The sequence below is a fragment of the Pelatocladus sp. genome (assembly GCF_059505505.1).
Map to the genome: position 1 here is coordinate 1 of NZ_JCACKS010000207.1, position 24,616 is coordinate 24,616.

Annotated in this window: 21 protein-coding genes; 14 read left to right on the forward strand and 7 right to left on the reverse strand. The window is 40.8% G+C overall.

What is annotated here, in order from left to right; genetic code table 11:
• Positions 1-209: 209 nt before the first annotated feature.
• Positions 210-1,706, reverse strand: a complete 1,497-nt coding sequence (locus AC5JMK_RS16990; RefSeq protein ID WP_096676294.1) for an aminotransferase class I/II-fold pyridoxal phosphate-dependent enzyme — start codon at positions 1,704-1,706, stop codon at positions 210-212.
• A 356-nt stretch (positions 1,707-2,062) separates the two neighbouring features.
• On the opposite strand from AC5JMK_RS16990, the gene AC5JMK_RS16995 reads away from it, so the two are divergent.
• Positions 2,063-2,287, forward strand: coding sequence for a hypothetical protein (locus AC5JMK_RS16995; protein WP_096676293.1), 225 nt, complete (start codon positions 2,063-2,065; stop codon positions 2,285-2,287).
• A gap of 42 nt (positions 2,288-2,329) precedes the next feature.
• Positions 2,330-3,421 carry a redox-regulated ATPase YchF gene (ychF, locus tag AC5JMK_RS17000; RefSeq protein WP_096676292.1) on the forward strand — a complete coding sequence of 364 codons (1,092 nt, stop codon included), beginning with the start codon at positions 2,330-2,332 and terminating at the stop codon, positions 3,419-3,421.
• A 347-nt stretch (positions 3,422-3,768) separates the two neighbouring features.
• Here the strand turns inward: ychF and AC5JMK_RS17005 are convergent, their stop codons facing one another.
• On the reverse strand, positions 3,769-4,695 hold the full coding sequence (locus AC5JMK_RS17005) for an NAD-dependent epimerase/dehydratase family protein (protein ID WP_096676291.1): 927 nt from the start codon (positions 4,693-4,695) through the stop codon (positions 3,769-3,771).
• A 268-nt stretch (positions 4,696-4,963) separates the two neighbouring features.
• Here AC5JMK_RS17005 and AC5JMK_RS17010 point away from each other — a divergent pair, with 268 nt between their 5' ends.
• The 6 genes from AC5JMK_RS17010 (at position 4,964) to AC5JMK_RS17035 (ending at position 12,850) form a co-directional block, all read left to right on the forward strand.
• Positions 4,964-6,103: a glycosyltransferase gene (locus tag AC5JMK_RS17010; RefSeq protein WP_096676290.1), complete on the forward strand. Its 1,140-nt coding sequence runs from the start codon at positions 4,964-4,966 to the stop codon at positions 6,101-6,103.
• 107 nt (positions 6,104-6,210) lie between these two features.
• Positions 6,211-7,044, forward strand: coding sequence for an undecaprenyl-phosphate galactose phosphotransferase family protein (locus AC5JMK_RS17015; RefSeq protein ID WP_096676289.1), 834 nt, complete (start codon positions 6,211-6,213; stop codon positions 7,042-7,044).
• Between the two features lie 385 nt (positions 7,045-7,429).
• Complete coding sequence (gene gmd / locus AC5JMK_RS17020; protein WP_096676288.1) at positions 7,430-8,509, forward strand: GDP-mannose 4,6-dehydratase; 1,080 nt, start codon at positions 7,430-7,432, stop codon at positions 8,507-8,509.
• A gap of 22 nt (positions 8,510-8,531) precedes the next feature.
• Positions 8,532-9,476, forward strand: coding sequence for a GDP-L-fucose synthase family protein (locus AC5JMK_RS17025; RefSeq protein ID WP_096676287.1), 945 nt, complete (start codon positions 8,532-8,534; stop codon positions 9,474-9,476).
• 170 nt (positions 9,477-9,646) lie between these two features.
• On the forward strand, positions 9,647-10,075 hold the full coding sequence (locus AC5JMK_RS17030) for a Crp/Fnr family transcriptional regulator (RefSeq protein ID WP_096676286.1): 429 nt from the start codon (positions 9,647-9,649) through the stop codon (positions 10,073-10,075).
• An 18-nt stretch (positions 10,076-10,093) separates the two neighbouring features.
• Positions 10,094-12,850: an nSTAND1 domain-containing NTPase gene (locus AC5JMK_RS17035; protein WP_495910635.1), complete on the forward strand. Its 2,757-nt coding sequence runs from the start codon at positions 10,094-10,096 to the stop codon at positions 12,848-12,850.
• Between the two features lie 71 nt (positions 12,851-12,921).
• Here the strand turns inward: AC5JMK_RS17035 and AC5JMK_RS17040 are convergent, their stop codons facing one another.
• A complete protein-coding gene (locus AC5JMK_RS17040; RefSeq protein WP_096676284.1) occupies positions 12,922-14,790 on the reverse strand; it encodes a cyclase family protein in 1,869 nt (622 codons plus the stop codon).
• Positions 14,791-15,760: 970 nt separating this feature from the next.
• Between AC5JMK_RS17040 and trpD the strand changes: the two genes are divergently transcribed.
• Positions 15,761-16,897: an anthranilate phosphoribosyltransferase gene (gene trpD, locus AC5JMK_RS17045; protein WP_096676282.1), complete on the forward strand. Its 1,137-nt coding sequence runs from the start codon at positions 15,761-15,763 to the stop codon at positions 16,895-16,897.
• On the opposite strand, the gene AC5JMK_RS17050 is transcribed toward trpD, so the two are convergent.
• Positions 16,827-17,891 carry a retropepsin-like aspartic protease family protein gene (locus AC5JMK_RS17050; RefSeq protein ID WP_096676281.1) on the reverse strand — a complete coding sequence of 355 codons (1,065 nt, stop codon included), beginning with the start codon at positions 17,889-17,891 and terminating at the stop codon, positions 16,827-16,829. The genes trpD and AC5JMK_RS17050 overlap by 71 nt on opposite strands.
• Before the next feature lie 490 nt (positions 17,892-18,381).
• On the opposite strand from AC5JMK_RS17050, the gene carA reads away from it, so the two are divergent.
• The 5 genes from carA to AC5JMK_RS17075 all read left to right on the forward strand — a co-directional run bounded on the left by carA (position 18,382) and on the right by AC5JMK_RS17075 (position 22,492).
• On the forward strand, positions 18,382-19,563 hold the full coding sequence (gene carA / locus AC5JMK_RS17055) for a glutamine-hydrolyzing carbamoyl-phosphate synthase small subunit (RefSeq protein WP_096676280.1): 1,182 nt from the start codon (positions 18,382-18,384) through the stop codon (positions 19,561-19,563).
• Positions 19,564-19,707: 144 nt separating this feature from the next.
• Positions 19,708-20,112 (forward strand): STAS domain-containing protein, encoded by a 405-nt coding sequence (locus tag AC5JMK_RS17060; protein WP_016858418.1) that lies wholly within the window; start codon positions 19,708-19,710, stop codon positions 20,110-20,112.
• A 350-nt stretch (positions 20,113-20,462) separates the two neighbouring features.
• The gene (locus AC5JMK_RS17065) at positions 20,463-20,945 is read left to right on the forward strand and encodes a Mini-ribonuclease 3 (protein WP_495910636.1); all 483 of its coding nucleotides are present in this window, start codon (positions 20,463-20,465) and stop codon (positions 20,943-20,945) included.
• 204 nt (positions 20,946-21,149) lie between these two features.
• Complete coding sequence (gene rlmB / locus AC5JMK_RS17070) at positions 21,150-22,118, forward strand: 23S rRNA (guanosine(2251)-2'-O)-methyltransferase RlmB (RefSeq protein ID WP_096679001.1); 969 nt, start codon at positions 21,150-21,152, stop codon at positions 22,116-22,118.
• A 71-nt stretch (positions 22,119-22,189) separates the two neighbouring features.
• Complete coding sequence (locus AC5JMK_RS17075; protein ID WP_096676277.1) at positions 22,190-22,492, forward strand: DUF1816 domain-containing protein; 303 nt, start codon at positions 22,190-22,192, stop codon at positions 22,490-22,492.
• Positions 22,493-22,578: 86 nt separating this feature from the next.
• Here the strand turns inward: AC5JMK_RS17075 and AC5JMK_RS17080 are convergent, their stop codons facing one another.
• From AC5JMK_RS17080 to AC5JMK_RS17090, 3 genes are read right to left on the reverse strand one after another with little or no spacing between them, the layout of a single operon-like run.
• Positions 22,579-23,436: an alpha/beta fold hydrolase gene (locus AC5JMK_RS17080; RefSeq protein WP_096676276.1), complete on the reverse strand. Its 858-nt coding sequence runs from the start codon at positions 23,434-23,436 to the stop codon at positions 22,579-22,581.
• Positions 23,437-23,454: 18 nt separating this feature from the next.
• Positions 23,455-23,874, reverse strand: coding sequence for a hypothetical protein (locus AC5JMK_RS17085; protein WP_096676275.1), 420 nt, complete (start codon positions 23,872-23,874; stop codon positions 23,455-23,457).
• Positions 23,871-24,569, reverse strand: coding sequence for a CAP domain-containing protein (locus tag AC5JMK_RS17090; RefSeq protein WP_495910650.1), 699 nt, complete (start codon positions 24,567-24,569; stop codon positions 23,871-23,873). The genes AC5JMK_RS17085 and AC5JMK_RS17090 overlap by 4 nt, the downstream gene beginning before the upstream one ends.
• Between the last annotated feature and the right edge of the window lie 47 nt (positions 24,570-24,616).

Consider the following 24,616-nt stretch of genomic DNA (forward strand, 5'->3'; position numbering starts at 1 on the left):
GCACCCTAAGAGCTAGTCACATAAAGGCTTTGATAGTTGTCGGAGATGTCTAATAAGAATCCGATCGCATTATGTCATCGACCTACATTGCGAATGTATCGACCTACATTGCGAATGTATCGACCTACATTGTGAATGTATCGGCTTACATTGCGAATGTATCGACTTACATTGCGAATGTATCGACCTGAAAAAATTAACTCATTTGCTCAAAATTTACTCTTGACAATCGTAATTGTACTTAAATTAACATCCGCACAACCGCTAATAAATCCGCCCATTGCCTGGATTTGTTGCAAATATTCCAACGCAGGTTGAGTAATAACTTCTCCCGGCATCAACACAGGAATACCAGGAGGATAAGGACAGATGATTTCAGCACAAACACATCCAGTAGTTTCTGGGATTGGTAATGCTTCTGTAGCAGCAAAAAAAGCTTCACGGGGCGATATACGCACATAAACTCCCACGTTAAAAATATCATCCCATAAAACTTTATGCTTATACTGCCTCTTTTTTGTCACAGAAGAGGTCATCTGAGTAAGTTGAATCAAAGCTTGCACCAACTGCTCGATATCTTCTTGGGTGTTACCCAAACTGATAATAAAGGTGAAATGTTGCAAAGAAGCAAATTCTGCTGTGACACCTAGCTGTTGATCAAGAATTTCTTCGGCACTAAAGCCTGTCAAACCTAAACCAGAAACAGTCACAGTTAAGCGTGTTTGATCTAATGTTATAAAACCTGGAGATTCCCCCAACCCCTCTTGTGAAGAAGGGCTTTGTAAAATCGACAATCCGGGAATTTGTGTAATTCTAATTCTCGCCTCCTGTGCGAGTTGCAATGTACTGGACATTAACTCTTTACCATGAAGCGCCATTTGCTGACGGGCTGCATCTAATGAAGCTAAAAGTAAATAACTGGGACTGGTAGATTGTACTAACTGCAAAGCTTTGTTGAGGCGATCGCGATCTATTCTCTCACCTTGGATATGCAGCATTGACGCTTGAGTCATCGCACCCAATGTTTTATGAATCGATTGTACAGATAAATCCGCACCTGCTTTTAAAGCCGGGGTGGGTAGTTGGGGATGGAAAGCAAAATGTGCGCCGTGAGCTTCGTCTACTAGTAAAGGGATATTGTATTGGTGGGTAATTTGCGCGATCGCCTTCACATCTCCACACACACCGTAGTATGTAGGGTAAACCATGATCACGGCTTTGGCGTCGGGATGTTGTTGTAGTGCTGCTGCTACTGCGTTAGGAGTGATACTGTGGGCAATATCTAAAATTGGGTCATATTCTGGATTGACAAAAATTGGTATAGCACCAGAGAGAATTAATCCTGCGATCGCTGAGGAATGAACATTGCGCGGCAGTATAATTTTATCGCCAGTGCCGCAGGTAGCCAGAATTGCTGCTTCAATTCCACAAGTTGAACCATTGACAAGAAACCATGTTTGTGTAGCACCAAAAGCTTCTGCTGCTAATTCTTGCGCTTGTTGGATCGCCCCTGCTGGTGCAAACAAATTATCCAACTCTGTTAATTCTGGTAAATCGTTGCGAAATACAGTTTGACCAAAAACATCAGCGATTTTCTGGGAAATTCCCACACCTCGTTTATGTCCTGGAGTGTAAAAAGGTGCGTGGGGACGTTTCGCACAGGCTTTTAAGGTGTCTAATAAAGGTGTTTGATTTTGATTGAGCATTTTTATACAGTTATCAGTTATCAGTGAACAGTTATCAGTAAATCATGTGTTTTTCCTTAGTACTGCTTTGCGTAAAATAGTAGCGACCTTAAACGCAGAGTATTTCCTCAAAAGAATTCGCTACGAATTAATTAAAACACTCTCAACAAGGTTATAGATATTTAGGAAGATGTCAGCAAGGTTGATTGTCATTTAGCTTGGAAAAGCTAAGTAATTTAAATCAGTTTAGACGCGTAGCGGCTTGCCGTAGGCTACAGTACCAGCAGTCCTTTTATACGTATGGTGTGAGGTTAACAAAAACAGTGGTACTGATAACTGATAACTGATAACTGACAATTGATAACTGACAACTGATCATGATTTATCTGATTTCTGAACCTCAACCTAACGAACCACCAATTCCCAACCCAGAACCAAATCCTGTACCCCCTCCTGAACCCACACCAGGGCCAACGGTTCCTCACCCCGTACCAGATCCTGTTCCTGAAACCGTACCAGCACCCATACCACAAACCGTACCTGGTCCTATTCCTCAAACAGTTCCAGGAACAATTCCACAAACAATCCCCGAACCTGTTTAAAATTGATTTCGTCTAGTTTTAACTTCAAATCCAAAATCTAACATGCTGAGAGCCGGGATTGTCGGACTTCCCAACGTTGGAAAATCTACGTTATTTAATGCTTTAGTAGCTAACGCGAAAGCAGAAGCTGCTAACTTCCCTTTTTGTACAATAGAACCGAATGTCGGTGTTGTCGCAGTGCCAGACGAACGGTTAAATGTTCTAAGCAAGATTTCCAATTCGGTACAAATTATCCCGGCGCGCGTTGAGTTCGTGGATATTGCTGGTTTGGTCAAAGGCGCAAGTCAGGGTGAGGGACTGGGTAATCAATTTTTGTCTCATATCCGCGAAGTTGATGCGATCGTTCATGTGGTGCGTTGTTTTGAAAATGATGACATCATTCACGTTGCAGGTTCAGTTGATCCGGCGCGGGATATTGAGATAATTAATTTAGAACTAGGTTTAGCTGATTTAGCACAAATCGAACGTCGCATTGAACGCACGAAAAAACAAGCCCGTACTAGCAAAGAAGCGCAATTTGAATTGACAGTATTGGAAAAATTAGCTACTGCATTAAATGAAGGCAAATCAGTACGGCAAATTAGTTTAACAGAAGAAGAAGCAGAAGTAATTAAAATATTAGGATTACTGACATCCAAACCAATTATTTATGCTGCTAATGTATCTGAAAATGAATTGGCAACAGGTAATGAGTTTGTCGAAAAAGTTAGACAAATTGCCGCCAATGAAAATGCCCAAGTGGTAACAGTTTCTGCTCAAGTAGAAGCAGAATTAATCGAATTATCAGACGAGGAAAGAGTAGATTTTCTTGCATCTTTGGGTGTGGAAGAAGGCGGTTTAAAATCATTAATTCGTGCCACTTACACACTCTTAGGATTGCGTACTTATTTCACATCTGGTGAAAAAGAAACTCGCGCTTGGACAATCACAGCCGGAATGTCAGCACCGCAAGCAGCAGGTGTAATTCACACTGATTTTGAACGTGGATTTATTCGCGCTGAAACTGTTGCTTACGATGATTTGGTAACATCTGGTTCTATGAGTGCTGCAAAGGAAAAAGGCTTAGTTCGCAGTGAAGGAAAAGAGTATGTTGTGAAGGAAGGCGATGTGATGCTATTCCGATTTAATGTGTAATTTAGTACCGCCTCGGAATTTATTCCGAGTCTCATAGCGCAAGTCCTCTGAAGAGGACTCAAAAAAAGTTTGTTCCAGTCCACTTGAGTGGACTTTCGCTATGAGCCTGGAACTTTAGTTCTAGGCGGGATACAGTTTCAACATGAAAAATTTTGACTTGTATGTACACCGTAGCCTTGGTAAGGGAAGGTTGGGAGGGGTTAAAATAATGTGCAGCTTTACACAGAATTGGTATCAGATCCCCGACTTCTCAAATAAGTCGGGGATCTATAACCCCTTTACCCTCAAAAAATATGCAAATAGAACGTGCTTTAAATTACAAATGTAATTAGTTATTAACTGTTAGGTTACAAAATTTCCTCATCTACAGAAAAATCAATTTCTGCTTGATCTCGTCCTGATACTAAATAATCATTCTCAAAGGAATCTTTTAACCCAGAAATCAGGTCATACTCAGGTTTCCAATCTAATTGAGTCATAGCTTTATTGACTGAAGCAAAAAAGTGCTGTGTTCGCATAGGAAAAGCTTTACGCTTACCAAAATCAAACTTTTTCGGATCGTAATGAACGATTTTGATATTATCTGGTGATTTCCCCACCGCAACAGCACAAGCACGGGCTAAACCATCAAAAGTTACAAAGCGATCGCCTGAAATATTGTAAATTTGTCTAACTGCTTGGGAATTACCTAAAACTTTGGTCATTGCTGTTGCTAAGTCTTTGACATGGCCTAGCTGGGTGATATGTAAGCCATTACTAGGGATTGGAATTGGGCGATCGCGCACAATTCTGTCAAAAAACCAAGCTTCCAAATCGTTATAGTTCTGTGGTCCATAAATGTAGGTGGGACGAATAGAAGTAAAGGGAATTCCTTGTTGTGTTAAGTAAGCTTCAGTTTCATGCTTACCCTTATGGCGACTTTTCGGATCGACTGCATCACCTTCAATGTGAGGCATTTGGTCTGATTTGAGGTATACTCCAGCAGAACTCATATATACAAAATTTTGTACACGCCCTTGAAAAATTTCTGCAAGTGGTTGAGTATCAGTAAGTTCCCGCCCATTATTGTCAAAAATGGCATCAAAATTCTCTTTAGAAAGTTTTTCTTTTAATTGGATTGTGTCAGTGCGATCGCCTGTTATTTGTCCTACACCTTCAACTGGTGCTGGACGATTACCACGATTAAAAAGTACTACTTCATGTCCTTGTTGCACCAACAGTTGTGTGAGATAAACACCAATAAATCGAGTACCACCCATAATTAGAATTCGCATAAATCCCCAATTTTTATGTCAGTTACCTTTTGAAGAGATTGAGGAATAGGGACAAGGAGGACAAAACAATTCAAAATTCAAGAACTTGTTGCCCAATCCCTGATCCCCGATCCCCAATTTGAGGTTATCAGCTTGTGGAACCTATTTTGAGAAGATAACGTCTTTTAGTTGATATGGGGCATTTCCCATTTTCAATTACAACGGGAAACTTTTCAGTTAACCTCACAATTTACATGTATTTTTTTTTACCTATTAATTAAAGTTAGCTGTGCCCTTAAAATATGCTTTGGTGCATGAGTGGCTGACACCTAAAGCCACTGGTGGTTCGGAACTAGTTGTGCGGGAAATTCTGAACTCTGTTGATGCGGACTTATATGCGCTCATCGATTTTGAATCTCGCAATCCAGACAGTTATTTATATAAACGTCAGATTGGCACGACGTTTCTTCAATACTTCCCATTTGCCTATACAGGTGTACAAAAATACCTACCTTTTTTACCCTTAGCAATTGAACAACTCGATTTGCGTGGGTATGACATTATTCTTTCTTCATCTCATGCTGTTGCTAAAGGAGTTCTCACTTCTGGTGAACAGCTACATATTTGCTATTGTCATAGTCCCATGCGCTACGCTTGGGACTTAACTTTTGATTATCTGCACCAAAGCAAATTAGGTAAGGGTGTACCTGGTTGGATAACACGATATTTATTACATAATTTACGTGTATGGGATGTATTAAGTGCTAATCGTGTTGATTATTTTGTTGCTAATTCCTACCATACAGCTCGTCGAATTTGGCGTTGCTACCGACGGGAAGCAACTGTTATTTATCCACCTGTTAATATCGAAAATTTTACTTTTTCACCTGACAAAGAAGACTTTTATCTAACTGTTTCCCGATTAGTTAGTTACAAACAAGTATCTCTAATTGTCAGAGCTTTCAACCAAATGCAAAAAAAATTAGTAGTAATTGGCACAGGTCCAGAAATGAAAAAAATTCGTCAAATAGCAAATTCAAATATACAAATTCTCGGTTGGCAGCCTGATGAGGTTGTAAAAAAATATATGACTTATGCTAAAGGTTTTGTATATGCAGCTTGTGAAGATTTTGGCATTGCCTTAGTAGAAGCACAAGCTTGTGGTACGCCAGTGATTGCCTATGACGCTGGTGGTGCAAAAGAAACGGTACGGGATATCCGCACATGGGAAGACAAAGCAACGGGTATATTGTTTGAGGAACAAAAAGAAGCATCTCTAATCAGAGCGACAGAAACTTTAGAAGCCTCTTACAGTAAATTCAATCCAGAATATGTCCGATTGCACGCAGAACAGTTTAAAACACAAATTTTTGTCCAGCGTTATCTAGAATTTTTACAGAGGTGTATCGAAAAAAATTTATCCAAGTAGATGTGAGATATTGTTTTTGCAGAAGCTTTTGGAAAATTGCTCCCAGAAGCACCTGCTTTTGGCTTTAAGATTGGGACTATGTGTGGTGTGGATTATTAAGGAGTATGATGACTGCCCAGAGCTCACTCCTCTCCGGCAAGCGCTCGCGTAGCGCATCCGGGACGGGGCGTTCCTTTACAGACAGCCCCTCTTTGCCTGAAAGACGCTCACCATCTGGTGAAGCCAGGTTAACGTGGATTGGGCGATCGCGTACGTTCTTAAAACGCGGTCAACCAGTAAAGACGCCTAGAGTTAAACCTAGAGGTCTGTCTTTTCAGGCTCTCAACGGAGAGTTTGGTAAACGACTATTTGATATTGTCTTTTCGCTTTCTGTACTAATTTTGTTTTCTCCCGTTTATTTAATTTTGGCCTTGCTAATTGCTTTGAGTTCAGAAGGCCCAATTTTTTATGTCCAAGAACGGGTTGGTAAAAACTACAGGCCTTTCAATTGTATTAAATTCCGCACCATGGTGACGAATGCTGACGAAATCCTTATGCAAATGATGGATACATCGCCAGAGTTGCGGCAAGAATTTGAAAGCACTTTCAAACTCAAACATGACCCTCGAATTACAATGATCGGTAAATTTTTACGAATTACCAGTTTGGACGAATTTCCTCAATTTTGGAACGTTCTCAAAGGAGACATGAGCGTTGTTGGTCCACGACCGTTAGTAGCGGAAGAATTACCAAAATACGGTTATTACATTGACCAAATCTTAACTATCCGACCTGGCATAACTGGATTATGGCAAGTCTCTGGTCGCAATGACATTCCCTATCCTCGGCGAGTTCAAATAGACCTGCATTATGTGAAATTCCGAAATTTTTGGCTCGATCTATGGATTGTTTTGAAAACGATTCGTGTGGTAATCATACCAAAAGATAACGGCGCTTACTGAAAAAGTACTAAACCTTGATTTCGTGGGGCATTCATTGCCCCAAATGCCAAAAAAAGCATGAAGCATTAAATCAGAATTATTGATCAATTATTGTTTCACTCAAATTTTTGCTTATGGTTCCAGCTTTATTCTTTCTTCAAAATTATAAAAATATATAAACTTTCAGTAAAAAATTACAGAAAATATAGACAGCTTCGACAAATTAATTTGTTTTAATGAGGAAATATCCTGAAAATAATCTAAAATCGGCATATTTACTGAGGTGAAATAACATAGAAGCAAGGAAACTCGTGAGTTTCCCATTGGGCAATTGAGCAAACTGTTGCTAAGTTGTACCGGGTCGCTTGTATAAATAATCATCAGAAACGACAAGGGATAATTGAGCATGACGCAACAAAAGCGAGCGTTGATCACTGGTATTACTGGTCAAGATGGTTCCTATTTAAGTGAATTTTTACTTGAACAAGGTTACGAGGTTCATGGCATTATTCGTCGGACTTCCACCTTTAACACAGACCGCATCGACCATATTTACGAAGACCCTCACAAAGAAGGAGTGCGGCTGTTGCTTCACTATGGGGATCTGACAGATGGTACTACACTGCGCCGCATCTTAGAAGAAGTCCAACCAACAGAGATTTACAATTTGGGCGCTCAATCCCATGTAAGGGTCAGCTTTGATGCACCAGAATACACAGTTGATGCAGTGGGAATGGGAACACTGCGTCTGTTGGAAGCAATTCGCGACTATCAACACCGTACAGGTATTCAGGTGCGCTTCTACCAAGCTGGTTCTTCAGAAATGTTTGGTTTGGTACAAGAAGTACCTCAAAAGGAAACTACGCCTTTTTATCCCCGCAGTCCCTATGCCTGTGCTAAGGTTTATGCCCACTGGCAAACTCTAAACTACCGGGAATCTTACGGCTTGTTTGCGTGTAATGGCATACTGTTTAACCACGAATCACCGAGACGAGGTGAAACCTTTGTCACACGTAAAATAACCATGGCTGTAGCCCGCATTTTTGCTGGTAGACAGAAAAAACTATATATGGGTAATCTGGATGCCAAGCGGGATTGGGGTTACGCCAAAGATTACGTTAAAGCAATGTGGATGATGTTGCAGCAAGATGAACCTGACGACTATGTAATTGCCACTGGTGAAACCCATACAGTACAAGAGTTTCTGGAACTGGCGTTTGGTTATGTAAATCTTAAGTGGCAAGATTATGTGGAATTTGATCCACGCTATCTGCGCCCAGCAGAAGTAGACTTATTGATTGGTGATCCAACAAAAGCCCAGCAAAAATTGGGCTGGAAACCTTCGGTAACATTTGAGGAATTAGCTTCCTTAATGGTGGAAGCAGACTTACAAGCTTTAGGTTTGACTTCTCCGAATGGGAAATTAGCAAATGCAATTATGGATAATGCCATGATTCGGCAGGAAGTAGGGGTGCTGCATCTGTGAACAAGATCCACGAGAACAAAAGATGAACGCCTTGGAACTCAAAGATAAACGCATTCTTGTGACTGGAGGAACTGGTTTCCTGGGACGTCAGGTCGTCAACCAGTTGCGTCAAGCTGGAGCTAATCCAGAAAAAATTACATTACCGCGATCGCGTGATTGTGATTTACGACTGATGGAAAACTGCCAGCGTGCAGTTGATCAACAAGATATTGTCATTCACTTAGCAGCCCATGTCGGCGGTATTGGTTTGAATAGGGAAAAACCTGCCGAGTTATTTTACGATAACTTGATGATGGGAACCCAGCTAATTCATGCTGCCTATCAAGTTGGCGTAGAAAAATTCGTTTGCGTGGGTACTATTTGTGCTTATCCCAAATTTACCCCAGTGCCATTCAAAGAAGATGATCTGTGGAATGGTTATCCAGAGGAAACTAACGCCCCCTACGGAATAGCGAAAAAAGCACTTTTAGTCCAACTGCAATCCTACCGCCAACAGTATGGATTTAACGGCATTTATCTTTTGCCAGTGAATTTATACGGTCCAGAAGATAACTTTGATCCCCGAAGTTCCCATGTTATCCCAGCATTAATTCATAAAGTTCACAAAGCTCAAATTAAGGGAGAAAAGCAAATCCCTGTTTGGGGTGATGGTAGTCCTACCCGCGAGTTTCTCTATTCAGAAGATGCAGCGCGGGGTATTGTCATGGGAACACAATTTTATAAAGACTCAGAACCCGTGAACTTGGGAACTGGTTCTGAGATCTCCATCCGTGACTTGATTAACTTAATTTGTGAATTGATGGAGTATGACGGTGAAATTGTTTGGGACATCGATAAACCCAACGGTCAACCCCGTCGTTGCTTGGATACCGAAAGGGCAAAACAAGCCTTTGGTTTTACTGCCCAGGTAGACTTTAAGCAAGGGTTGAAAAATACGATTGAATGGTGGCGTCAAAACGCTGCTTAAAAAGTAAGGTGGGCGATTTTGCCCACCTTAGCTTGAAAATAGGTATCGAGGATCAGGGATTAGGGAATAGATTTTCATGCCCTCGTTGTATGATTGGTCACATGAGATTCTAGCTTGAAAATGAGGTAAACGATAAAAGGAAAAGGGGTAATGATTTTAGCTTAACAAATATGTTATCTACCGTTGAACGTTTGTTATTTGTTCGCAGAGTACCCATTTTTAAAGAACTACGCGATGATTTTATCGTTCGCTTGGCTTCTGTAATGGATGAATTATCATTTCCAGGGAATTACACAATTTTTAACGAAGGAGACGAAGGGCGATCGCTTTATATTATTGTTTCCGGTAAAGTCAAAGTTCATATTGGTAAACAACAACTAGCTATATTTCCCAAAGGCGAATCCTTTGGTGAAATGGCTGTATTTGATGCTCAACCACGTTCTGCTTCCGCCACGACTTTAGAAGCTTGTGAATGCTTGGAATTGACACAAGAACAACTTTATGAAGCAATTGATGAAATTCCTGAAATCGCCGTCAATATTATTGGTATTCTCTCGCGCCGAATTCGAGAACTGAACGATAAAATAAATGCGATCTGATTGCTTGATGATCGATTTGTGAATAATAAAACTTTCTCTGAAAAAAAATATTTGCTGAAAATAGCCCAAGAACATCATCTTTTGGCTGAGGTCGCTTTGGCAAAACGAAATTGGCGGAATGCTAAAGACCAAGCTCAAAAAGCATTGCAAGTCTTATCCAGTCAGCATAATAGAGAAAATATTCTGCACAGTTCAACCTTAAATCCTTGTGAACTGACGGAGTACTTATTTCTAAAAAGTTCTTGTTTCTTTATTCTCGCGCAAGCCCAAGAACAATTAAATGAATTTATAGCAGCTATCAATAATTTAGAAGCTGCTAAACAAATTGGTATTACTGAAAATATTCCTTTTCTTTACATTAGTATTTTAAATAGTTTGCGGAGACTATATAAACAGCAAAAACAATATCTAGAAGCCACACACACTAAATTGGAACAAAGATCAATTGAACAAAAGTATGGCTTGCGAATATTTATTGGTGCAGGTAGCTTGGAAGCGATACAGCAACCAAAGTTAGTTACAACTGTAGAGAAGCAGCTGATCACATCTCAACAAGAAAATATTGCACCAGAAATTACTGCTTCTAGTCGCCAAAAAGATGTAGAACAGTTACTTGAACGCATTGGTTCTGAGAACAACAAATTAATAATTATTTATGGAAAATCAGGTGTTGGTAAAACTTCGCTTTTAAATGCAGGATTGATCCCAGCGTTGAAAAAGACAGCGATCGCCACTCAAGACAACTTGGTTGTGCAAATACGAGTTTATCGAAACTGGATAGAAGAGTTAACACATCAGATTGAAGAGGAAGCGCGGAAATCAGCAACAACACAAGATACAGAAACGCAAAATCAAGAAAATGGCAAAAATCAAGCTTTGAATTCTGAAGTTGAAATTTCCACCTCAGAAGTTAAAACTTCGACCTCAAAACTCGACAGTTCTACTTTAGAAATTAAAACTTTAGCCTTAGAACTTGCAAGTTTGACTTCTGAAATCGAAATTTTGACTTGTGAGTTTGACAGCTTAAATTCAGAACTAGAAACATTCACTCCAGAACCCCAAAGTTTCACCATTTCCCCTTCTCACACTCTTCCTCAATTCCACTTCCTCTTAGAACAACTACGCCAAAACGAACAGCACAACCTTCGTACAGTCCTGATTTTTGATCAATTTGAAGAGTTTTTCTTTATTCACACCCTCTCAGAACCCAGGCGACAATTTTTTGAGTTTTTAGGAGAATGTCTGAATATTTTGTCCGTCAAAGTCATTCTGTCGCTGCGGGAAAATTACTTACATCATTTGCTGACGTATAATGATTTACCCAGCATGGAGATTATAAATAAAGATATTCTGAGTAAAAATATTCTCTATAAATTGGGGAACCTTTTACCTACTGACGCTAAAAAAATTATCGAATGCTTAACCACAGGTACTCGTTTTCAACTGGAACCTGCATTGTTAGAACAATTAATACAAGATTTAGCAGGAAAACTGGGTGAGGTGCATCCAATAGATTTGCAGATAGTGGGCGTCCAGTTACAAACAGAGAATATTACCACTTTGGCAGAATATCAGCAGTATGGTGAGCAAGCACAAGAAAAGCTGATTCAGCATTATTTAAATGAAGTCATCGAAGATTGTGGGATAGAAAATCAGCAATTAGCAAAACTGATACTGTATTTACTTACAGATGAAAAAGGTACTTGTCCCCTCAAAACTCGTGCAGAATTAGAACAGGATTTGCAGCAATATTCAATTAGAGATAGAAACACAGAGAAATTTTTATTGGATTTGGTATTACAGATATTAGTTAAATCTGGCATTGTGATCTTATTGCGAGAAAACCCGACTGTTCGCTATCAATTAGCACATGAGCATTTAGTTACCTTTATTCGTCAGCAACAACAGCCAAAGTTAAAACAGCTAACGGCACTACAAGAAAGAAAAACAGATTTAAACGCAGTCAATGAAACCATCTTTGATCCTTTTTTCAAACACATTCTTGTTGGTTCATTTGCAGCAGGATTTGTATTTGCTGTTATGGCAGTTATAGCTTTTGACGCTACTAAGCATAAACATACTGAATTGAGCGAAATATATCTGATTCAAGGAGAAAAGTTAGCAAGAGAAGGTAACTTTGAAGGTGCTGTTAAGCACTTCCGTAAAGCTCAAAAATGGAATTCTGATTTGAAGTTTAATTCCAAAGCAAAAGCACTAGAATTTGTTAACAAAGCCAAAGCAGAACTATTATTTGTAGAAGGACAACAACGTTTGGAAACAAATGAACTAGAAAGCGCAGTGACTAAGTTCCAAGAAGCACTGAAACTGAATACTCAAATAGGGCGTTTGGCGGCTCCAGTTTTAATTTATGAAGGTAACAAATTTATGAAAAAGGGCAAGATTAAAAAAGCTGCGATCGCTTATATCAATGCCCAAAATCTAGATCCAAAAGTAGAAATTTCTGCTGACGCCTGGAAAGAACTTTGCTTACAAGGTAGCTTAAAAAAACAAGCAGCAGATGTTATGCAAGCCTGCGAAAATGCTGTGCAACTAGCTGCTGATAATCAAAAAATTCGAGTTGTGCGTGGTCTTGCTAGAGCCGTAAGTGGCAACAAACAAGGAGCTATTGAAGACTTTGAAGCATATATCGCCGCAACAGATAGTAAAACAGGAAAATTAAAAGTAAAAGCTTGGATTAAAGCTTTACGCATTGGTAAAAATCCCTTTACAGATAAAAAAATGAAGAGGTTGCTAGGAGAAAATAAGGGGGAGTAGTTAATTAGAATGTAAAACAGTAAAAAGATAAGGAAAAATTTATTTCATCGTCAAAATAGTTAATCTCTGGTTCAATTAATCAGCGCCATCACTCCAGCAGGCGAACCAGAACCATCTCGTAATCTCAAAATCCCAATCACCAAAGTTACGCCTTTGGGTGGTAACTGATCTAAATTGGTGAGATTTTCTAGAACAATACGTGGTTTCTCTAAAACTAGACAGTTGGTGGTAAAAGTAGTATCTTGCCCAGAGTCTACACCATGTGTATCAATACCAACTCCAGCAATATGACGCTCATTCAACAAAAACTCAGTTGCATCACTACCAAAAGCAGGGAAATGCATGTTTCCTTGGGAATCTGGGTTCATAAAAGCTGTGCGATCGCACCACTTTTCCTGCCATCCGGTGTATAACAACACTACAGTTTTGCTAGTAATTTTCCCGTATTGCTCTTCCCACTCCAAAATATCAGCAACATTGAAAGTGTAGTCTGAGTTAATTTTTACTTGCTCTTGAATATTAATGACTACCGCAGGTACAACTAGCGATTCTGCGGGATATTGATCAATGCCAACACCAGCATAATAAAAGCTTTTTGAGGCATTAATATGAGTAGCGCTATGTTCACCTAAAGAAAAGCGCCGGAGGAAATACCCGTCTTTTTCTATTTCTGCAACAGTCTCAAATTCTACCAGGGGATCACCTTCCCACTGAGGAATATCAGTGTCTATCACATGACTTAGATGAATGACTCGTGAATAGGTGATACTTTTTGGTTGAATAACTTTTGATTGAGAAAACAAATAACTATTTTCTCCCCCTTGTCCCCCATTTCCCCATCCCCTACTCAACCTCTCCAGCGTCGCCTCCATTACAGCATTAGTCTGCCCGGTAACTGTAAACACCAGTGCTTCGCGGTATACTCTTTGTGCAGGATGATGTAAATAATTGGCAGCACCACTAGAAACGGTAACAGCTGCATGAGCAATGCGTGTTGCTAAATCAATTGCCCAGGCTCGTAATTGTAGTTTTTCTGACAGTTGTGCATGAGTATTTTTCTGTGTCTGACGAATCTCAGTGCGACACTGGTTTAGTTCTTGTTGAAAAGCTGTCAAAGCATGAGCGATCGCAGGCAATGATTTTGTATATACGACGGATTCTATAATATCTAAACCAGCGAAAGCGCAACCTGTAGCTAAAAAGGTGGCACGAAGGACATTATTTTTATCATTTTCATGAATCCATCCGGCTGGTTTCATCGAAACTACGTACTCTTGAGGTAAAAAGTAATTACTCAAATTAGCAGTGACGGTATTAGTTGATGTCATCGCTGCTAGTTGTGCTGGTGAAGTAAGTGTGATTTTGCTTTCTGAATTTTGGTAAGTTTCCCGAAAAGGAACTACGCCAAAAACAGCACAGCCATCGGGAAGCGTAGCAGCAATAATAAAATCATCAAAAATTCCCCATCCAGTCACCCAAGGTACGACTCCATCTAACTGATATCCTCCTGAGACTGGTTTAGCTAGAGTCAGTGGTTCACCTACACGTCGCAACTGCGAAAAACCAATACCGAGTAAAACTTCACCTTTACTTATACGGGGTAAATATTCCTGCTTCAAACTAATATTACTGCTAGCAACTAGCATTGCAGCAGCACTTTGGTGTTGAGTTTGTAAAAAAGCTAAAGCACCAGAGTACCGTGCTACCAATTCTTGAAATTTACTAAAAGTGTCCTCACTAACTCCTTTACCACCCCAATCATGGGGAATACGTAACGCCAGCAAATCCAAATCTCCAAGTTCTTGCAGCGCTTGCATGAGTGTATTGGGATCGCTGTCGATCTCATTTGCTTTAGCTGCAACTGAGTTGAGTAAATAAGAATGGGCTATTTCTAAAACGGAATGATTTTCCTCTGGCAACACTTGGCGATCGTAATCCATTAGCTTTCGCTAGTTTAGCAAAAATTAGCTAGTTCGGGCAGAGGCCCCACGACTGACCCGATAGGCAGAGTGATACCATTTCACAAAAAATCTGATACAAATACAGACCCTGTAGAGACGCGATATATCGCGTCTCTACAAAATTTATGTGTATCGTGATTAACGTGAAATGGTATGAGATGAATGACTGGGCGGTCACGCATATGGCTTGGGAAAAAGATTTAAGAATTTGTTGTACAATCCCCCAATCCCCGATCCCCGTACTCTGTGAGAAGCCGCTTGCGCGTCTACGCGTAGCGTCTCCGCTAGGAGAATCCCCGATCCCAAAAAAGAATCCCTCCAAATCCTGTAAATCACAGATTTTAGAGGGTTCAAATGTTGCAGCAAAAAGTGAATTAGTAATAGGGTAGCAGTCTATAAGTTATATTTTGACTAAGCTTTAATTAAATTTACGTAAAGTCCACCAAGAATTTGCGTATACTATAACTACCATAAATAAAAATATAATACTTAATTAACCGTAAAAACCAGTAAAAATACAACTCTGCTAAATATTCTTTTAAATCTCCTATGATGTTGGACAATGTATACTAGGGGATCAACTGCTTACGCTTATCTTATCTAGAATCAACAATTAAATATTAAAAATCCGTGTTTTTATACTTATCAGCTTTATTAGTTGAGTAAGAGGCATTTCAATAAGTTTACTGTTGACTGATTTAATATTCTGATTGTTACTACGGAATAAGAACTATAAACTCAACACTTAGAGTTGGTGTTGAAATATACTTAGTTTTTTTGTTATAACTTTAACAAAAGAATGTAGCTAATTTAATAAAACGGTAAAGTATATTTACTTAAAATTTGAATTTAGTTGCTTTATCCCTCAAAATTAATTTGACAGACTACTAAATACCTTTTCGAGTTAATTTGATTTATGGCAATTTATTTTTATTAAATAAACTTGTTTATGAATCATTCTTCGCAGCCTGGACAAGAATCTTCTGCGATCTGGTCTAACCTGCTCCAACAATTACTAGAACGTCAGTCTTTATCTCGCCCTCAAGCAGCAGAGTTGATGCAAGGATGGCTAGGTGAGGCTATTCCCCCAGAATTATCGGGGGCGATCTTAGCTGCACTACATTGCAAAGGTGTATCTGCTGAGGAATTAGCCGGAATGGCTGGAGTCTTGCAATCTCAATCTCTTAGAAGACAAGGAGACACGGAGACACTGGGACAAAGGGAACAAGGGGAAATAGAAATTTCCCAGTCCCCGATCCCCTTTCCCCGATCCCCTTTCCCCGATCCCCTCATCGACACCTGCGGTACTGGAGGAGACGGAGCATCAACTTTTAATATATCTACGGCTGTTGCTTTTGTGGCTGCTGCTAGTGGTATACCTGTTGCAAAACACGGGAATCGTTCGGCATCCAGTCGTGTCGGTAGTGCGGATGTGTTAGAGGCTTTGGGTATAAATCTGAGCTGTGCTAGTGAGAAAGTACAAGCAGCAGTCAAAGAAGTGGGAATTACCTTTTTGTTTGCTCCTGGTTGGCATCCAGCCCTCAAGTCAGTTGCTTCGTTACGGCGGAGTCTCAAGGTGCGGACAGTATTTAATTTACTTGGGCCTTTAGTGAATCCTTTACGTCCTACAGGGCAAGTGATTGGGGTATTTGATCCCAAATTATTAGCAACAATTGCTCAAGCCTTACAGTTACTGGGTACACAAAAAGCGATCGCCCTACACGGGCGAGAAAAATTGGATGAGGCTGGTTTGGGTGATGTTACCGATTTGGCTGTATTATCGGCAAATGAAGTAACATTAACAACAATCAATCCACAGGAGGTGGGTTTAACTCCTGCTCCCATCACAGCGCTCGTGGGTGGTAATGTCCAAGAAAATGCGGATATTTTGAAGGCAGTGTTGCAAGGTAAGGGGACACAAGCACAACAGGATGTAGTAGCATTAAATACTGCACTAGCACTGCAAGTGGGTGGAGCAATCCCATTATTAGATCACGCTCAAGGTGTACAATTGGCTAGGGATATTCTTCAGAGTGGTGCGGCTTGGACGAAGTTGGAACATTTAGTCGAGTTTCTACAGGATTGAGTTGCCCAGAGTAGGATGGTGGGCGGAATTCTATAACATCACGCTTGATGGTGATCTCGTAGTCACCAAAAAAATCGTGTCCCAAAAGCCCTGTTTCTAGTTCTGTTCCAGCGATCGCCACCGGAATTTTTTTGACGCTCACCCCACCAACTTCCATAGAATTTACATAACCAACGGGAAATTCCACCGCTTTTGCACTGGCTGTATTTGCTTTGGCTCTTCCAAAAGGTACTATCCCCAAGGCATTTGCCATACCTTGGGTGATAACTGTACCACTTGCTCCCGTATCCAAAATCATCTCAAATTGTTGATTGCCATTAAAAGTGACATCAATAATTGGTGTCCCCCCGACTCGTCGTTTAATCGGAGCGATAAACACCACAGGTTCATGACGCTGCTGTGTAGTGGGTGCTACAAATACCTTTTGTTGGTTGTTAGTTGATGGTTGTTGGGTTTTTTGGAGAATTGGTGGTTTAGCAGAAGGTTGAGGAACTACAAGCACTATCCTGGAAGGTTGTTGTTGTACTTGTGTTGTTACTTGTGGCGGTGGTTCCTTGCGAGAAAAAGCTTGCTGTTGGGCGTATTTAATCCGACGTTGATATTGGATGATGTTGTCTTGAGCGCTAGGAAAGTAGGTACTTTGGCGATCTACTTGTTTCATCAATGCGATCGCATCTTCATACTGACTAACTACTAAATTCCAATCTTCTGTTGATTGAGCAGATTGACTGATAGTATCAGCGCTAGCTGCTTTATCCAACCCTAACTCAAAACTATCGGATTGCATTTCCGAAGCTTGGTATGGCTGTGGTTGTGGAGTTATTACTGGTAATGGTGTGTTCTCATCAGAAGCGATCGGACTCTTTTCTACTGCTTCTGGTTGTTGGTCATGATCCACAATAGCCTGTTTGTCTTCACGACAAGCAACAGCAAAAATCGCCAGTGTGGTGGAAAGAAATATTAGCGTGGCTTGGGATAACAAAGACTGAAGCATAATTGTTTAGAACGCATACTTTCCCCTACACCCACGATACTTTGGAATAATGCTAATATCCGAATTCAATAAAAGATGCACTATATCTTTATTTAAAAAGAATGCTTTAGCCGATAAAATTTATTCCGGGATCATCTGGTCTGTCGTTATTGTACCGCAAGCAGACAAAGCAATTCAAATGATAAATTCATGGGATAATAATTCTTCGCTGTGGTCAGGGGAACAGGGATGGAGGATCAGGGATCGGGGATTAGGTAAACAAGTTCTTAAATTTTGTAAACGCGGAGCGCCTACTTACCAGAAGTCGCTACGCACCTACCGTAGGTATTTTGTAGACGCAGCCTTCCTGTAGGGTATTTTGAATTGATATGTCTCCCTTGTCCCCGATCCCCAATCCCCGTACTCTGTGAGAAGCCGCTTGCGCGTCTACGCGTAGCGTCTCCTCTGGAGAATCCCCAATCCCCAATCCCTTTTTTCAACCTAACAGCCTATGGCCTTATTTGACACAATACCTGCCTTACTTGTTCTTGCCGACGGAACCACTTATCGCGGTTGGTCTTTTGGTGCTACAGGCACTACTGCGATCGGGGAAGTGGTATTTAACACTGGCATGACAGGATATCAAGAAGTCCTGACTGATCCTAGTTACTGTGGTCAGATAGTAGTTTTTACTTACCCAGAATTGGGTAACACAGGTGTGAATCCAGAGGATGAGGAATCAGATCGACCCTATGTGCGGGGAGCGATCGCGCGTAATATTTGTAGCCGACCAAGTAATTGGCGCTCTTCGCAATCTTTACCAAACTACCTCAAACAACACCAAATACCAGGCATTTACGGCATAGACACCCGCGCATTAACCCGCAAAATTCGCATTTTTGGGGCCATGAATGGTGGCATTTCTACAGAAATTCTAGACGAAGCAGAACTGCTAGAACGAATACTAGCAGCTCCTGCCATGAATGGATTAAATCTTGTCCGTGAAGTGACTACCCAAACGCCATACGAATGGTCACAAACCACTGATCCCGTTTGGGAGTTTAACCTAGAGGCAAAAACTAATTCTGAAGAAATTTTCACCGTTGTGGCTCTAGATTTTGGCATCAAACGTAATATTTTGCGCCGTCTAGCAAGGTACGGATGCAGAGTTATTGTTGTTCCAGCCCACACCCCAATAGAGGAAATTCTCAAATATAATCCAGATGGAATTTTTCTCTCTAATGGTCCTGGTGATCCTGCCACTGTCACCGAAGGTATTGAGACTGCGAAAGCTTTACTGTCATCTCAAAAACCAATGTTTGGCATTTGCATGGGACATCAAATTTTGGGTCATGCACTGGGAGCAGAAACCTATAAACTTAAATTTGGACATCGTGGCTTGAATCAGCCAGCAGGTTTACAAAAACGGGTGGAAATTACCAGTCAAAACCATAGTTTTGCTATAAACCCAGATACTCTACCTCAGACAACTGTAGAAATCAGCCACCTAAACTTAAACGATCGCACTGTTGCTGGATTACGTCACAAGAATCTACCCATATTTTCTGTGCAGTATCACCCAGAGGCTTCTCCTGGTCCTCACGACGCTGATTACCTGTTCGAGAATTTTGTGCAAGCAATGCGCGCAGATCGTCAAACAGTAAACAGATCTAATGAGGTAAAAATAAAGTAAAAATGGAGAAAGTGCGAGATTGGGAACCGGAGACAGTGAACACTAAACAGTAATCAGCGAGCAGACAAAGGAAACTGATAACTGATAACTGATAACTGATCTCCAATTCCCAATGTAGACAACATCTACCAAAAACATCTATACTTGAGCGTTCATTATGAATATGAGGAGGGAATTATTGCTGAACCACTGAATCTAACCGTTAGCCTGAGAGGTACTCGTGAAGTCCGGGATAACTGTCAGCTATTCCGCCTCACAGGTTTGTTAGACGCGTTTTCGGAACCGACGTTTCGCAAAGTATTAGGAAGCAAGATTGACGAGGGTCCCAAGCACATTATTCTGGATCTCTCACAAATCGACTTTGTTGATAGTTCCGGCTTGGGTGCTTTGGTGCAACTGGCCAAGCAGGCGCAAAATGCTGAAGGTACTTTGCAAATCGTCACTAATGCCCGTGTAACTCAAACAGTCAAGCTTGTCCGTTTAGAAAAGTTTCTGATGCTGCAAAAATCAGTCGATGAAGCTTTAGAAAACGTCAAGAACCCTTCTTGATAGCTTGAGTGTGCTGAAAAAATTAGCTATCCGATGTTCAATCTGGATAGCTTAATTTTTGTGAGAAGTTATATCATGTCCACTTGAACACTTATATTATTCGTTGAGGTCGGTAATGGGTAATTGGTAATTGGTAATGGGAAAAACCAATAACCATTGGCCCTTGACTTTTGACCCTTGACCAATAACAATCCCAAAAAAACTATGAAGAATGGAAATTAGGTACTTCACAATCTCAAACTTCATTCTAATCTTAAATAAAGCTGGTCTATTGGGAGAACACTGAGTCTGCTTGAAAAAATGCACCATCCCTAATCTCTCATCTATAGTCTTCAAGGAATAATAAGCTTGTGAAATCAAAGGAGGAAAACTTATTGAATGAACAAGGTGAATCTGGAGTGTTAGATTCATCTTGTTGGGAATTGATGCGAGCAACTATAGAAAATTTATTCCCACAGCACGTTGACCAGGCACAACTACAACAACTTTCTCCTGTTGCTTTAGCATATTTGGGGGATGCAGTATATGAACTTTATGTTAGGATGTATTATCTGCTGCCGCCGCAGCGAAGCGAAAGTTACCATCGTTTAGTAGTGGCGCAGGTCAGGGCAGAAAAGCAGGCGCTGCATTTGCGATCGCTTATTCCTCATCTGCGGCACAGCGAATTAGAAATAGTCCGACGGGGTCGGAATGCCGCCACAGGACGTCCTAAACGGCTAAACCCGGAAATATATCAACAAGCAACTAGCTTAGAGACTTTAATCGGCTATCTATATCTTACTGATTACTTACGCTTAACTGAACTATTGCAAAAACTGCAATTAGAAAAGTAGTGAGAAAAACAACCTCATAAAAGTAGAATTGCTTATTATTTATGTTCGGTAAATTATGGTGTGAGGTTATGAGTTTAGACTGACTACGATAGCTTGTGGACACCGAAAAAGGTCGTCATCGCTAGATCCAAGCAAAAAAGTTTTACGGTTTTTTAGTTTTTTAGTATTCGGATGCCCACCCCTACACATAACCCAAACAATCTCATGGCAAACAACACAAAAAAGATTATCACTTCTAGTGAAAGGAATCGGGGACAAACCCTAAAATTAAAAAGCAAGCGCGTTGTTCCTAATATTGTTCGCACTTCCACTAAAAAAGTGGATATACCAAACACCAAACAACAACCACAAGATAAAGCACTAGATAATGCACAAGATAGCGATCTGATCTACGGTCGCTATCCAGTCTTGAGTGCATTGGAAAGTCAACGCTTGCTGAACCGGATTTGGATTACTTCCCGCCTGCGCTACGATCACCGCTTTCACTCTTTGATTTTACAAGCCAAAGACAATGGCACGATCATTGATGAGGTAGAACCCAAGCGCTTAGACCAAATTACTGATGGGAGAAATCACCAAGGTATAGCAGCACAAATTGCTCCCTATACCTACATAGAATTCCACGAGTTGCTCGAAACTGCCAAAACTGTAACCAATCCAGTCATAGTTGCTGCTGATGGAATCACCGATCCCCATAACTTAGGGGCAATTATTCGGACAGCAGAAGCGATCGGTGCTCAAGGGTTGATTATCCCGCAAAGACGAGCATCTGGAATCACTTCCACAGTCATGAAAGTAGCAGCAGGTGCTTTAGAACATTTTCCAGTTGCCAGAGTAGTGAATCTGCACCGTGCTTTGGAAGAAATGAAAACAGCTGGCTTCTGGATTTACGGGACTGCTTGTGAGGGTAATGAACCAATACAAACAGTGGATTTTAATGGTGCGATCGTTTTAGTAGTTGGATCTGAAGGAGAAGGTCTCAGTTTGTTGACACAACGTTGCTGTGATGTTTTAGTGTCAATTCCCTTACAGGGTAAGACTCCTAGCCTCAATGCATCAGTTGCAGCTGGGATGGCATTGTATGAAATTTATCGCCAACGTTGGGAAAAAAATACCCTACATTTCGATAAACTACAAAAAACCACTTGGAAAAACGGTGGTAACAGAGTATAAAGAAATGTAAAGCACACAATTAGAACAAACTTTTAAGACCCAACACAACATTAAAAAAACTGGCGCAAACCATGAAAACTATTTGGGAACAATCTAGGGAATTTTTGGCTAATGCATTCGATACTTTGGGATTGGCTTGGTGGATAGAAATTGTTACACAGAATCCTAAATGTACATACTATTTTGGACCGTTTTTAAGCTCAACAGAAGCAGAAGCAGCAGTTAAAGGTTATGTAGAAGATTTGGAACAAGAAGGCGCACAAGGAATAGCTATAGATGTAAAACGTTGTAAACCAGATGTATTAACAATTGCTGAAGACCTGGGGGAATTGATTGACCGCAAAGCACAGCCTGCCTTTGGCGGTCAAGTATAAATAAGGCTGGTCAAGTGTTAATCGTCAATTAACGAAAGTCAAAAGCTTTTTACCATTGACTATTGTAGACGCGATTAATCGCATCTCTAATGATAATTGACTATTTCTGGATTCGCCTCCAACCAATAATCAATATCACTCAATACCTGATTGGGAATTTCCCACGGGAAGAGGTGAGCTGTGTTGGCGTAACACTGCCATTGGCAATTTTGTAAGTGTCGGGCTGTTTCTATACTAGAGTCGGGTGTGATGTGGCGATCTTGAGAACCTGCCAAGACTAAGGCAGGACACTGTATTTGCTCAAGATCAGCAAGGCGGTTGTAACCTGCTTTAATTGCCGTGTAAAGAGCGCGAGTTGCAGACGCTGAGGTTTGTAAATAAGCCGAAACAGCATCCTTGGCTATGTATTTGTAGGTAGTAGCAGTATGTTGTTGAATGAGGTAGCGAAATAGCGATCGCTTACCAAATTTCTCAATATTCCACTGCCAGCCCGGTTTGATTAAATTCAAAATAGAGGTGACTCCAGTATAGAAATTATCCTGCCAAGTGATCGGTGGATGGTTTCCCCTCGGCCTAGCAGCAGTTGCTACCAAAATTAATCCAGTAACGCGCTCAGATAACCGGAGTGCCAATTCCATCGCTAAAATGCCACCTAGCGACCACCCCAATATCAAGCATTTTTCTATCTGCAAGCGGTCTATAAGGCTCTCTAAGTCATTTAAATGGTCGCTCATTTCAAAATTGCTATTAAACCGACTTTTGCCATAGCCACGGAGGTCAGGGGCAATAGTTTGGAAGCGGTTAGAGAGGTGATCGGTAAAAACAGAAAGACTAGAACCGGAACCAGGATGACCATGTAAACAGAGAATAGGGAAGCCTTTACCTTCTATGTAAACCTTGAGAGGTATGGCTGGGGAATTTTGAAAAACAGAGCGATCGCCCATAATTCTTAGCCTTTGCTTTTATAAGAATGTTGGTTGAAAACCCTTCGCCTTGAGGCAAGGGATGAAAACCACTTGCACCCTTGAGGGTGCAAGTGGTAATCTCATCAATGTGGTAGGGTAATCAACCACATTAAAAACCCGGTTGCTGCCTAACAAGCAGACGCTGTACCTTGACAACTGAAGATATGGGGTTCTATTCCGCAGTTTTAGTTTCCACCCTGGAATAGGTAAAATCTTTAAGGGAACTAAACGATCAGCTTTTTGCTTCAACTGCAAGCAAGTAAAAACAAATTTTGTAGAAATACAACTACCGTTGGGCAGACGGAAAGTCAAAGCTTGGGGAGAGAACCACCTCTGGGTTAGATAACGCAAGGCATCTAGTTTAAGTGGACTCGTGGAACCAAGAATCTCTGTGGCTTTTAGCCCAGAGAGTGTCAAACAGATTTTTCTATATACCCTCCAGCATAATTAATAACGCACATTTGCCTGTATGTGGAGTGAATCCCAAAAGCCACCCCTGCAACTTTAAAATTTGGGTTAAAAATATTTATGCGATGACCGCGATCGCTGACTCCATCATCAATAATTAGCTGCATGACAATATCTTGGGCTGTGTGCGAACCGTAGCTAATGTTCTCACCAGCAGTACTTTTCCAAGTTCCATAACGACTTAGACGTGTGAAGGGATTGCTAGCATCACTTCCATCATGACCTGTTGCACCTTTGGCACCTTGATCTTTAACATGATCCCTAGCTGCTAGAGACATACCTTTAGATGCTCTCAAAGCACCCACAGGACGAACTGACTGGAGATAGGCGATCGCTTCATCAACAGCTTTGACTCCTTCTTGAGTTTGTAAATAGACATTTTGAGAAATTCGGACTTGATTACCCACAAAGCGACTTCTGTAGTTTTTGAGTACAGTCACATAACCTTTAGGATCAGTCCTTGCCTTGTTCATTTCTACAATTACTTGTTGTTCTAATGGCGAAAGATAATCTCCCCGCTTTTGGGGATCAGAAGTTGCAACAGGAGTTTGTGTAGGTAAAAAATCTGGCTGAAAAACTTGATTTGCAGAACAGCCTGTGATTATGGGGATAGAGGTAAATATCCAAGATAGCAGCCGATGCATTAATAACCTCAGAACTTGGTAGCGATGAGTCAATATATTTTGAGATC